This window comes from Nonomuraea sp. JJY05 (assembly GCF_043496855.1).
Classification (GTDB): Bacteria; Actinomycetota; Actinomycetes; order Streptosporangiales; family Streptosporangiaceae; genus Nonomuraea.
The window spans coordinates 94,133-105,966 of sequence record NZ_JBIEIS010000046.1 but is presented as its reverse complement, the minus strand read 5'-3'; the positions used below and the strand labels follow the sequence as shown (position 1 = coordinate 105,966).

Below are 11,834 nucleotides of genomic sequence, written 5' to 3'. Positions count from 1 at the left end.
CACCCGACACCCGACACCCGACACCCGACACCCGACACCCGACACCCGACACCCGACACCCGACACCCGACACCCGACACCCGACACCCGACACCCGACACCCGACACCCGACACCCGACACCGGGGATCCAAGCACCAACCCGAGATGGGGGCCCGACACGCGGGGCCCGACACGCGGGGCGCAACACGCGGGGCGCGACACGCGGGGCGCGACACGCGTGGGCGCGAGACGGGAGCTAAGGCAGGGGCCGAGACATGAGCCAGGAATGTGCGCTTGGGCGCGGACTCATGGCCCCGAACGCGACCTCCGAGCCTCGACGTGGGCTCGGCTGCAAGTGGCTGGCGTGCGTCCATGTTGTGCGGGAAGAGGGCGGCGTGGTGGTGGCGACGGCCGCACGAAGAACGGTCGTCGCCACCACGTTGGTCGGCCGGGTCACGGCGATCGGGTGTCGCCGCCCCGCTGACTACCGGCCGGACGTGTGCTGGGCTCCGTGGTCGGTGTACCCGACGTAGTTGCGGTACAGGATGATCGTACGGCGTGTGAGCGGGAAATGCTGGATGGGCTGGATTGTTCTGTCCTTGAGGTTTGGGTCGTTGAGCTGGTCAGAGGGCTGTTGGCCAGTTCGGGTCACGGCCGAGATAGGCCAGAAGGTGGTCCTGGGCTGAGGCGTGCGGCGGCAGGGTCCTCGGTGCGGCGAACCTGTGTGGCCGGTCCATGTCCGTGACGAACAGATAGGCCAGGTCCAGCAGTTCCTCGGCCATGAGGGCCGGGATGGGGTGGTGCTCACCGCAGGCTCTGGCCACGTCCCAGCCGTGCGTGACGATCTCGATCGCGCCCGCGGCGGCCACCATGGGTGCGGTCATGTGGCGATCCCCTATAGAGATCATCTCGCGATGGGTGACCGCGCCCACCCACACACCCAGCACCTCTGTGGCGCGGTCCCTGAGAAGGAGCGCCGGGTTGGCCCCGCACCCCTGCCTCTGCGGCGCAAAGCCACTGAAGCGCAAACCGGCGCTGTCTCCCTCTCCGGCCGCGCACACAGCCACCACCTCACGGACACCAGAGCATGAGGATGCGTTGTCTCCTTCCCCGGCCGCGGGTCCCGCCGACCCGCCAAGGCCGTTCCCCGATGAGGCACCACCCCCTTCGCCCGACGCAGCCGACCCTCGGGCGCTAGAACGCGAAGAGGCGGTATCCGCGTCCCCGGCCGCGGGCGCCGCCGACCCGCGAAGACCGGAGCCCGATGAGGCACCACCCCCTCCACCCGACGCAGCCACAGCCGCCCCACGGACGCTGAAACCCGATGAGGCGGTGTCTGCGCCTTCGGACGCGGGTGCCGGCGGCCTGAGGTGGCTGCGCTGTGAAGGAGTGTCGCAGCCGGCGCCTGGTTCGGGGGTGGTCGGTCTTTGGGGGGCCGGAGCGGGCGGCGTGCGCGGGTTGGGGCATCTGGATGTTGGGGCAAGGACGACGGGCATTCGTGGCGGCGGTGGGGGGATGTGGCCGGAGGCGGCGTCGTTCAGAGTTCGGAGTGAGTCGGCCATGTGGTCGAGCAGGTGCTGGAGGTTCCAGCCCGCGCAGGGAGTAGGACGGCAGAGGGTGGCAGGGGTGACGACGCGGAGGCTGCCCAGCGCGTAGTCGATCGCTCGTTCGAGTAGCGCAACCCCCGCGGCCAGTGCCTTTTCTTGATCGCACATATCGCCTCCTCTCACATGCAGACCCGCGCGCCCGGGAAAAGTCATCGGCTCCACGTACGCTTGGGGACCGGAGCCGAAGGGGATCTGCCATGGGCCTGCTCAGCGGACTGCTCGACCGTTTCCTCGGATTGCCTGAAGCCACGACGCCCGACATCGAGGTCACCCACGACTTGAGCGTTCCGATGCCGGATGGCGTGGTGCTGCTCGCCGACCGCTACCGACCGCGCGGTGCGGAGCCGCTGCCCGTGGTGCTCGTACGGACCCCGTACGGCAAGCACAAGTTCGACGCCAAGGGCACCGCCCGCGTGCTGGCCAGGCGCGGCATGCAGGTCATCGTGCAGAACGTGCGCGGCACGTTCGGATCCGGCGGCCGGTTCGCGGCTTTCCATCAGGAGAGGGAGGACGGGCTGGCCACGGCCACCTGGTTGCGGGAGCAGCCGTGGTGCGACGGGAGGCTGGCGACGGCGGGGGCCAGCTACCTGGGATACACGCAGTGGGCGGTAGGGCCGTATCTCGATCCGCCGCTGGAGGCGATGTGCCTGGGGGTCACGGCGAGCGAGTTCACCACGACGTTCTATCCGGGCGGGGTGCTGTCCCTGCACAACATGCTGACCTGGTCCGCGCTGATCGGCACCCAGGAGGAGGCCCGGTTGGGCGGCCTGTTGCCCGACCCGCGTCAGGCTCGTCGGATGAGACACGCCATGGCCCACGTACCGATCGGGACGTCCGATCTGGCCGCGATCGGGAAGGCTGTGCCGTTCCTGCGTGAGGTGGCCGCCCATGCAGAGCCGGGCGACGGGTTCTGGAGCGATACCGAGAACAGCGCGGCGGTGGCCAAGACGACCACTCCGATCAGCATGGTCACCGGCTGGTGGGATCTGTTCCTGCCCGCGCAACTGCGTGACTTCGTGGCATTGCAGGGGTCCGCCGTCGACTGGGGGAGAAGCGCCGGAGCGATGGAGGAGGGTGGCGGGGATGCGGCAACCGGGTGGGCGGAGGAACCCGACCCCAACGCGGCGACCCGAGCGGTAGAATGCGGCGGCTCTAGCGAAGCGACCCGATCGATGGGAGAAAGCGGCGCGAGTGTGGCGGCGGGAGCGGGCGAAGACAGCGCCGACACGGCGACCCCAGCAGGGGACGAAGGCGGCGGAAGCGCGGCGGCCGAAGTGGGCGGAGGCAGTGGCGCCAGTGGGGTGACCGGAGTAGGCGGAAGTGGGGTGGCGAGGGCAGCCGGTGACAATGCGGTGGGTGTCGCTGCTGGAGTGGCTGAGGGGGATGGCGGTAGGGGATGGGTGGGCGAGTGGGCGTTGCGGGCTGGGGGTGTGAGTGCTCGGCGTGCCAGGATCCTGATCGGGCCCTGGGGGCATGATCTGGGGGCGATTCGGGCGGTTCTGGCCGATCAGGTGTCGTGGCTGTCGGCGCACCTGCTCGACGACACCGCGCAGCTCCACCGCTCCCCCGTGCGGCTCTATCTGCAGCGCGCCAACCGGTGGCTCGACTTCGACGCCTGGCCTCCCCCGCAGTCCACGCCAACACCCCTCTATCTGCTCCCCCATCGTCGGCTCGGCTGGGACGCCCCCGGCGGGGCCAGTGGGCCGGATACGTTCACGTACGATCCTGCGCGCCCCACGCGGTCGATCGGTGGGCCGCTGCTGGACATGAGGGAGTCGAAGCAGCGTGACAACCGGGACATCGAGGCCCGCCCCGACGTGCTCGTCTACACCGGGGCGCCGCTCCCCCGCCATCTCGATCTGGTCGGCCCCGTCTCCGCGACCGTGCACGTCCGTACCGACACCGGGCATGCCGATCTCTTCGTACGGCTCTGCGACGTCGACGCATCCGGTGTCTCCCGCAATGTCACGGACGGCATCCTGCGGCTGCCCCCGGGCAACGAGGGCGTGGTCAGGACCGAGATCGAGCTGCATCCGACGGGGTACCGGTTCATGCGGGGACACCGGCTGCGGGTGCAGGTGGCGGGCGGGGCGTTCCCTCGGTACGCGCGTAACCACGGGACGGGCGAGCCGGTGGGACAGGCCGTGCGGACGCGACCCACGCGGTTCGAGATCTTCTTGGACGGCTCGTCGCTCACGCTGCCGGTGCTCGGCGCTCAGTAGTGCCGCGTTCCTCAAAGTGTGTGGAACAGACGCTGAGCGGGCTCGCCCGGCTGATCGAGACCCGGCTGAAGAAGATGCAATGCCGGCCTCAGCTGATCAGCGGCTTCCTCGCCAAGATCGGCCTCGACACCAAGCCGCCGTAACCTCAGGGGTGGTTGAGAAACGACCGATGCGATCATTCGCCTGAAGCATGCGCTTAGCGTTGAGACGTGCAAGAGGCGCTCACGTACCTAGATCAGATATTCATCAACTTTCGTGAGTTCCTCTTCGAGGATCATGCATGTCGCTGGGTCGACATCAAGCGCTTCCATGTGCCTCGCCCGGATGTCGGCGATGCCCACCTACTGACGGAGCTGATCGGCCATGAGCAGTTCCGGGACGACTATGCCGGAGGGGGAGTCGAGGCCGATGGGCTTCGCCATGGTCCCTACTGGCTGCGAAACGTGAGCCCGGCCGCATACGTGCGCGTGGACGAGATGAGCGCGAACGCCATGCTGCGCGACTGGGCGGCACAGTTCGGCCCTCTTCCTGTGGCTTTGTCCGCCCGGCTGGAGCACGAGGTTCATCCGCTGGTCGCAGGAGTCACCGAGAGATACCGGCTCTTGGAGCTCGGTCATGAGGCCTTTCACGACTGGGGTGGGGTTCATCTCGACTTTCACGAGCTGGTCTTCATCGACCGCCCTGCCAGGATCCTGTCGCTTCTGGTCGCCGCTGACGACTGAGCGCGTGTTCAGCGAGGCTGGTAGGTCGGCTGGTCAACGGCATACCGCTGCTGGCGTGTAGCGGAGTTTTCGCAGGTGAGGTGGCGGGCCATGCCGGCGATGACGGCCGGTCCGGATACGGCTGGGCCGCGTTCGTAGTCGTGGGCCAGACGCTGGTCAGGGCGTCAGCATCCCGGCTCGGCAACTTTGGTGAACCAGCTCCGCCAGTAAGCCGAGCAGGTAGAGCCTCGTCGATCCGACCGTTCATCCTGGACGTCAGCGGCCCCACATGCCTCTAGAGAGTGTCGGGTGGGTATTTGGCGGCAAGGTGTGACGAAGGACGGTCGCAGCGGGCGATCACCAAAGAAATGTCTCGCAACTTGATTGGGCGGTTTTGTAGGGTGCCTGGATGCCTTCTCAACACGCCCTCCTGCCGCGGTCGACACCGGCCGCCTCGGGGATGTCGTCCCGCGCGATTGACGCGCTGCTGGACCGGCTCGAAGCGCAATCCGTCGAGTGTCACTCCATCATGGTCGTACGCCATGGTCATGTGGTCGCTGAAGGCTGGTGGGCGCCGTACTCGGCCGAACGCCCGCACCTTCTTTACTCGCTGACCAAGTCGTTCACCTCGATCGCCGTGGGGCTCGTGATCGCCGACGGGCTGCTCTCGCTGGACGATCGGGTGGTGGACGTGTTGCCCGACCATGTTCCGGCCGGCATCTCGGAGCAGGGACGCCGCCTTACCGTTCACCACCTGCTGTCCATGACGACCGGGCACCGTACGGACAGCCTTGCCGAGGCCTGGCAACTGGAGCCGGACGACCTGGTGAAGGGGTTTATGCGCGTACCGTTTCCCGAGGCCGAGGGAACACGGCACGCCTACGACAATCCGACCACCTTCATCCTGGCCCGGATGGTGGAACGGGTCACGGGCCGCGGCCTGCCGGAACTGCTCGACGAGCGCCTCTTCAAGCCGATGGGTATCGACCACGCCGAATGGGATCGGGTGGCGAGTGGTGCCTCCTTCGGATTCCACGGACTGCATCTCACGACCGAGGCCGTCGCCGCCTTCGGCGAACTGCTGCTGCGCGGAGGCATGTGGGGCGACCGGCGGCTTGTCCCGCGCGAATGGGTGGAACTCGCGACCAGACGGCACATCGATACCCTGCCGGCCGAGGACGGCTCGTGGAACGCCGACTACCTTTGCGGTTACGGTTACCAGTTCTGGATGTCGCGTCACGGTTACCACGGTGACGGCTCCTTCGGCCAGCAATGCGTGGTCGTCCCGTCGCACGATCTCGTGGTCGCCGTGACCGGCGGCCATACGCAGGCACAGGCGATGCTCGACGCAATATGGGAGTGCCTGCTGCCTGGCCTGGACCACGACGCGGGAAGCGCCCGGGACGACGAGCTCCTCGCCGATCGGCTGCGGCGGCTGTCATTCGCGCCCGTGCCGGGTTCGGCCGCCCCGGAGCGTTCCGTCAAGGCGAGACTCGACGCCTCCGCCGAGGATTCGGCTCTGCCCGACGGAACCACGGTGATCGTCGATCCCGTGGACGGTGGATGGCTCCTGCGATTCGGGTCGTTCCTCAACGTCGAAGTCGGCCACGGCGAATGGCGGGAAAGTTCGCCGCTCGGCCGCCCTGTCGTCGCGGCGGGCGCCTGGCAGGGCAACACGTTCGTCGCCGAGCTTTACGTCATCACCACCCCGCACCGGGTTCGGCTGGTGGTCGACGCCGACGCGGGGACAGCAGTGGCAACGTGGAACATCGTGCCCCTGACCGGCCCCAGTCTGGCGTTGCATGTGCGGTCGCCGCTGATGACACGACCCGACGTCGCGTAGGTGATGTGGGTCAGGGTCGCGGGTGGTGGCTACGGGATGTCTTGGCACCCGGGCGTCGGTCTGGTTCGGACCGTGGCCGGTCATCGATGGGTGGAGGCACACCCAATGGCATTGACGATCTCCCGGCGCGGATGCTTCTCCGGACGCCGGCTGGTGTTCGGTTTGGGTAGTAAGAGCTCGATCAGCTCCCACTGCTCGCCGGTCAGATCGGAGGGGTAACGACCAAACACGCTTTCACTTCGGATCGAAGCCTCTTGTGATCAGCCATATGGCCAGGACCAAGCTTTGCAGGGCCAACGGTGCATTTATCGCCAGGTAGAGCGGCGTGACGACATCGGTCAGCCGGAACAGCACCAAGAAGCTCGCCACCATGGCTGATCCGGCCCCGATAAGCCCCCACCCGGACAGCCAGCGAGGTACAAGTTTCGACCGGTAAAGGAGATAGAACAACAGGAGATCTCCCAGGCTCAGTGAGATGATCAATGCGACATGGTTAACCAGGTCGCGCGCCGTCCGCAGCAACTCACCCAAGGCCTGGAGGTGGGATGCGCCCAAAGCATCGGCTTGGACGAATGCCTGACCCAGCACAAGAAACAAAGGCAAGAGAATCACGCCTATAAAATGGAACGCAGCTGCGATCAGCCTGAATCCGAGGAAGCCCAAACTGAGTGCTTCGTTCTCCGCTCTCAATGCCGGATACAGGTACAGCGCAAACCCGACATAGGCGGGGATCATGATGAACTGGAAAAATGCGCCGACGATGACCTGGCTCTCATGCGCAGAAATGAGAGCCAGGTAGCGTGGCTCCTCGAGAGCGGGAACAACACTTAACATACCGGCAATCATGCCTACGATGACCAGCGCGCCTGCAATTGCGGTTGCTCGCCTGGTTGTATCCATCGCACCTTTCCCGTATATGTCGGCGCGGACCGAGCCGCAGTCCTCCTTACGTCTGTAAGGCTGCTGCCGACGCTACCCTTACACGCGTAAGGCCGCAAGGGTTCTGCACGCGCACGTCGCAGAGCGGCTCGGCGTCGAGGCCGTTGAAGGGCGTTGGTCCCCTGGCCGCGGTAGAGCAGGCCGTCGTCCGGCGGGTGGCCGCCCTCAAGACCCTCGCCAAGAAAGGCCGGCCTCCCGCTGCGGCGAGCACGGAAACGCCGAGGCCGAGGAGGGTTTCGAGCACACCTTCGCTCTCCAGGTGCTCAGCCGCCGGCTTCCTGCCAAAGGCAGCCTGCATGGCTCGCTGGAAAGGGCGGCGCCGCCGTCCGCCGTAAAGAGTCTCGCCCCGCGGCCGAGGCCGCCCGGCTAGTGACGGGTGACCGTCGCTTCAGATCGGCCCTGCCGGTCCGCCGTCGCGGGGGCGCGGAACCATGCCTCGCCGCGTCGGGTGTCCATGTACTCGCGGACCCGCTTGATCAGGCCGGACTCCAGTTCGAAGATGAAGCAGTATTCGTTGTCGTAGTGGCCGCCGTGGGCGAGGGTGGCCTGCAGTCGCATCTCGACGATCACGGTGTCGCCGTCGGCGTAGAAGCCGCCGAATTCGATGGAGACGTTGTCGACGAATACCGTGGAGAATTCCTCGGCCAGGAAGCGCACGATGCGGTCCCGCCCGACGAGATGGTGGGTTCCATCGATGGCGCGGGAGGTCGCGTTGTCAGCAGGGGCGAGCCACTCCGCGTCAAGGGCGAAAACGCCGCGGACCTGGTCAGCGTCACGCGTGGCAAAGACCTGCCAGGCGTCGATGACGAGTTGCTTGTTCGATGCCGCACTCATGGGATGTCCTTCGCAGATGGGTGAGCCCGAATTCTCGCGGGTCCCTGATCAGCAGGTCTGGTCACATTCGGCCAGTATTGGCAGCAGGTCCGGATCCGTCCGATCCGGCGGGCCGGTCGGTGCGACGCTGGAAGCGTGAACGCAGTCGGCGCCGTCCTGACCACCGGTATCTACTGCCGGGGCGACTGCCCGGGCCGCCCCCGCCCGGCGAACACCACCCGCTACCCGTCCGCGGCCGCGGCGGAGGCGGCCGGTTACCGCGCCTGCCATCGCTGCCGCCCCTACCGGCAGGAACCCGCCCCCGTCGCGGACATGCCCGAACTGGTATGCCGCGGGGTCGAGCTCATCGCCGACGGAGCGCTGGACGACGCGACGGAGAGCAGTCTCGCCCGCCGGCTCGGCGTGTCGCCACGTCACCTGCGGCGCATGTTTCTTCAGCACGCCGGGGTCACACCCGACCAGCTCGCCCGCTCCCGGCGCGCGCACTTCGCCCGCCGACTGCTCGACGACACCGATCTGCGCATAGCCGACATTGCCTTCGCCGCGGGCTTCGGCAGCGTTCGACAGCTCAACCGGGTCCTCGCCGACGTCTTCCACGGCACCCCGCGTGAGCTGCGGGCCCGGCGGCGGGTCACCGACCGCCTCCAGGCCGACGGCGGACTGGCCATCCGGCTCACCCACGACAAGCCACTCGATTTCGCGGCAGCCCTGCGCCACCTGGCCGCCCGCGCGACCCCGAACGTCGAAGCAGTCTCGTGTGCCTCCTATCGGCGCACCATCCTGATCGATCACGACCCCGGCATGATCGAGATCACCCAGCGGTCCCCGGCCGAGCTGCTGCTCGTCGCCCATCTCCCCCGGCTCAACGGACTCATCCACCACGTCCGCCGGGTCCGGCGCATCTTCGCCCTCGACGACTCGGTGAAGACGTGCGGTTCCTGGGATCCGTTCGAAGTCGGCGTGCACGACATCGTGCGTGCCGGGGTGCCGGACGCCACCCGGGCACGGGCGATCCTGGGTGACCTCGCCGGCCGGTTCGGGGCGATCGTGCCCGGCCTCGCCCCGGTCGGCCTCACCAGGCTGTTTCCGCAACCCGACGTCCTCGCTCGGGCCGATCTCGACGTACTGCCCATCTCCGGCACCACCGTCCACGCCCTGCGCTCGTTCGCGCAGGCGGCCGCCGGCGGATCGGCGACCCACCGCTAGATCCGATTGGCGGGCTCCAGACCTTCAACGGTCGTCGACCCGGCAGGTGGACGACCTTGCCGGAAGCTCGCTCATCCCGCGAGGAGCGTCCAGGGGGCGATCGACTCGCGCCGGGCCGCAGGAGCTGGTTGGCTTGGGGCCGTAAAAGCGGTCGATCCGAGCGGGGGCTCTCCATGCGCAGTGTCGAACCCGAGGTCTTCATCGTCGCCCGTCCGTCACTGGACTATGACGAGCTGGCCCGCTACCTGGCCGAGGTCGGCGGCGAGAGCTGGCTGGAGCGGCTGGATCGCGGCGACCTCGACGCGCAGAACCTCGCCGAGTTCGCCGGCCGGCTCTGCTACCGCTCCTTCGAGCCCGGCCTCAATCCCAACGTGGTCCGGATCAGGGAGAATCAGGACGATTATCTCCGTAACATCCTGGCCAGCGCGCACGGGTCGGTCCTGGAGCACGTCAGCTTCAGCTTCGTGCTGCACAATGTCAGCCGGGTGCTCACCCACGAGCTGGTGCGGCACCGCCCGGGTGTGGCCATCTCGCAGGAGTCGTTGCGGTTCGTCCGGCTGGACGAGCTGCCGTTCTGGTTCCCCGAGTGGGCACGGGAGGACGACGAGCTGATGAAGCGGGCCACGGCCGTGCTGGAGCAGCTCGAGCAGTTCCAGCTGTGGATGGCCGAGCACTTCGGGCTTGACGAGGAAGGCGTGCCGTTCTCCGAGAAGAAGCACCGCACGTCGTTCATGCGCAGGTTCGCCCCCGAGGGCTTGGCGACCGGGCTGGTGTGGACGGCGAATGTGCGCACGCTGCGGCACACGATCGAGGCCCGCACCGCCGCCGGCGCGGAGGAGGAGATCCGCCTGCTGTTCCAGCGCATCGGCGAGCTCATGCGCCGGGAAGCCCCCGCTCTCTTCGGCGACTACGTCGTCGAGGACGGGGCCTGGGTACCAGGCTGGCGCAAGGTCTGACCGGCCCCGCACCCGGTGGCCAGGCACGCCGCCGGGCGGAGGCTTTCTTGACCACGTATGCGGCGCGGCCCGGCGATTCCGGCTCGCCGGCCGGAACCTCCCGGTGTCGTCCGGAGTACATGTTGCATGAAGTGGTTGATGATGGTGCCGCTGGCGGTCGTGGTCGTCGTCGGGTGTTCGGCCGAGGTGCCCGCTCCCGGGGCGCGGTCGGCCGTCCCGAGCACCGTAAGCCCGAGCCCGGTAGGTGCGAGCGCCGTTAGCCCGAGCCCGGTAAGCCCCAGCTCCAGCCCGACGGCGACCAGCGCCGGGTGCAACGGGACTTCGGTGCTCTTCACCGGAGGGTTCCCCGAGGTGCGGGGGGTGGGGCAGGACGCGGAGCTGTGGGCGCTGCTGTTCGTGGGGCGTCCGCCGCTCGCGCGCGGCGAAGAGATCAAGATCGTGTGGCGGATGACGGGTGAAGGCCCGCTGCGGGTCAAGGCGACGCTTCCCGACGGTACGCCCGCCAAGCTCGCCTGGGGGCCTGAGGAGCACGGCGGGTCGAACTGGCACAAACCCGGTGAGGAGTGGGGTACGGGGTTCGTCTTCCCGAAGCGGGGCTGCTGGAAGATCGAGCTCACCCGTACGCGGGGCTCCGGGTACGTATGGCTGCCGGTCAGATAGCCCGGTCGATGAACGCGGTCACGTCGTCCAGGACCTCGTCCTTGTTGGTCTCGTTGAAGACCTCGTGCCTGGCACCCTCGTAGATCCGTTCGGTCAGGTCGGTGCCCTTGATCGCCTCGACCCCTGGACGGCTCCCGCTCAGCGGGACGAGCTCGTCGTCGGCACCGTGCACCCACAGCGTGGGCAGGGGTCCGAGCCGGCCGCCCTTGGCGATCGTGGCCAGCGTGGTGGCGAACGCCTCCAGCGTGGCGCGCTTGAACGGGCCGTGCCACACGAGCGGGTCGGCGGCGTACGCGGCGCCCACCGAGAGGTCGCGGGAGAGCGTGGCCGGATCGATCGGGACGTCCGGGGGCTCCTCGTAGGCCAGCAGGGTCGGGACGACCGCCCATTCGCCGATCACCGGGCCCGACAGCACGAGCGCCGCCAGGCCGTCGCCGTAGCGCTGGGCGTAGCGGGCCGCGATCATGCCGCCCATCGAGTGGCCGATCACCACGACCGGGACGCCGGGGTGGTCGTCCCTGGCCTGCTCCTCGACGGAGTAGACGTCGGTGACCACGTCCTCGAAGTCGGCGATGTGCACCCGGTCGCCCGCCGACCTGCCGTGGCCCATGTGGTCGAGGCCGTAGACGGCGGCGCCGTGGCGGACGAGCCGGTCAGCCACGTACTCGTAGCGGCCGATGTGCTCGCCGTACCCGTGGATCAGGACGGCCACGTAGCGCGGCCGGCCATGGGGCCATACGCGGACGGTGTTGCGGCCCGTGGTGCCGGTGAAGGTGTGCTCGCGCGACTCGGCCATGGTCACCGAGCGTACGCCCACGATCGCATGATCGTCCACCGGCCTGAGGATGCTGCGACGTCCGAAAACCGCTGACTTTCGGGGGCCCG

Annotated in this window: 11 protein-coding genes and 2 pseudogenes; 7 read left to right on the top strand and 6 right to left on the bottom strand. The window is 68.1% G+C overall.

The features are described from left to right. Nucleotides 1–604 precede the first annotated feature (604 nt). Both ACFKCF_RS48935 and ACFKCF_RS48930 read right to left on the bottom strand, forming a co-directional pair. Nucleotides 605–865: a hypothetical protein gene (locus ACFKCF_RS48935; protein WP_394502543.1), complete on the bottom strand. Its 261-nt coding sequence runs from the start codon at nt 863–865 to the stop codon at nt 605–607. A 573-nt stretch (nt 866–1,438) separates the two neighbouring features. After that, nucleotides 1,439–1,696, bottom strand: a pseudogene (locus tag ACFKCF_RS48930) (maleylpyruvate isomerase N-terminal domain-containing protein); the annotation flags it as partial. 89 nt (nt 1,697–1,785) lie between these two features. Between ACFKCF_RS48930 and ACFKCF_RS48925 the strand changes: the two are divergent. The 4 genes from ACFKCF_RS48925 to ACFKCF_RS48910 all read left to right on the top strand — a co-directional run bounded on the left by ACFKCF_RS48925 (nt 1,786) and on the right by ACFKCF_RS48910 (nt 6,354). Further along, nucleotides 1,786–3,810 (top strand): CocE/NonD family hydrolase, encoded by a 2,025-nt coding sequence (locus tag ACFKCF_RS48925; RefSeq protein ID WP_394502535.1) that lies wholly within the window; start codon nt 1,786–1,788, stop codon nt 3,808–3,810. A gap of 20 nt (nt 3,811–3,830) precedes the next feature. After that, on the top strand, nt 3,831–3,953 hold the full coding sequence (locus ACFKCF_RS48920; RefSeq protein WP_394502534.1) for a hypothetical protein: 123 nt from the start codon (nt 3,831–3,833) through the stop codon (nt 3,951–3,953). Between the two features lie 66 nt (nt 3,954–4,019). Next, the gene (locus ACFKCF_RS48915) at nt 4,020–4,532 is read left to right on the top strand and encodes a hypothetical protein (protein WP_394502532.1); all 513 of its coding nucleotides are present in this window, start codon (nt 4,020–4,022) and stop codon (nt 4,530–4,532) included. A gap of 388 nt (nt 4,533–4,920) precedes the next feature. Continuing rightward, nucleotides 4,921–6,354: a serine hydrolase domain-containing protein gene (locus ACFKCF_RS48910; protein WP_394502530.1), complete on the top strand. Its 1,434-nt coding sequence runs from the start codon at nt 4,921–4,923 to the stop codon at nt 6,352–6,354. Between the two features lie 104 nt (nt 6,355–6,458). On the opposite strand, the pseudogene ACFKCF_RS48905 reads toward ACFKCF_RS48910, so the two are convergent. From ACFKCF_RS48905 to ACFKCF_RS48895, 3 genes and pseudogenes are all read right to left on the bottom strand, one after another. Then, nucleotides 6,459–6,599: pseudogene (locus ACFKCF_RS48905) on the bottom strand (transposase); the annotation flags it as partial. Further along, complete coding sequence (locus tag ACFKCF_RS48900; RefSeq protein ID WP_394502528.1) at nt 6,589–7,254, bottom strand: DUF4386 domain-containing protein; 666 nt, start codon at nt 7,252–7,254, stop codon at nt 6,589–6,591. The pseudogene ACFKCF_RS48905 and the gene ACFKCF_RS48900, both read right to left, overlap by 11 nt. 405 nt (nt 7,255–7,659) lie before the next feature. Then, the gene (locus ACFKCF_RS48895) at nt 7,660–8,127 is read right to left on the bottom strand and encodes a nuclear transport factor 2 family protein (protein WP_394502526.1); all 468 of its coding nucleotides are present in this window, start codon (nt 8,125–8,127) and stop codon (nt 7,660–7,662) included. Between the two features lie 135 nt (nt 8,128–8,262). Between ACFKCF_RS48895 and ACFKCF_RS48890 the strand changes: the two genes are divergently transcribed. The 3 genes from ACFKCF_RS48890 (at nt 8,263) to ACFKCF_RS48880 (ending at nt 10,949) form a co-directional block, all read left to right on the top strand. Further along, nucleotides 8,263–9,333 (top strand): helix-turn-helix domain-containing protein, encoded by a 1,071-nt coding sequence (locus tag ACFKCF_RS48890; RefSeq protein ID WP_394502525.1) that lies wholly within the window; start codon nt 8,263–8,265, stop codon nt 9,331–9,333. 173 nt (nt 9,334–9,506) lie between these two features. After that, nucleotides 9,507–10,289, top strand: coding sequence for an FAD-dependent thymidylate synthase (gene thyX, locus ACFKCF_RS48885; protein ID WP_394502523.1), 783 nt, complete (start codon nt 9,507–9,509; stop codon nt 10,287–10,289). Between the two features lie 324 nt (nt 10,290–10,613). Next, nucleotides 10,614–10,949, top strand: coding sequence for a hypothetical protein (locus ACFKCF_RS48880; RefSeq protein WP_394502521.1), 336 nt, complete (start codon nt 10,614–10,616; stop codon nt 10,947–10,949). Here the strand turns inward: ACFKCF_RS48880 and ACFKCF_RS48875 are convergent. Next, on the bottom strand, nt 10,942–11,745 hold the full coding sequence (locus ACFKCF_RS48875; RefSeq protein WP_394502541.1) for an alpha/beta hydrolase: 804 nt from the start codon (nt 11,743–11,745) through the stop codon (nt 10,942–10,944). The genes ACFKCF_RS48880 and ACFKCF_RS48875 overlap by 8 nt on opposite strands. Between the last annotated feature and the right edge of the window lie 89 nt (nt 11,746–11,834).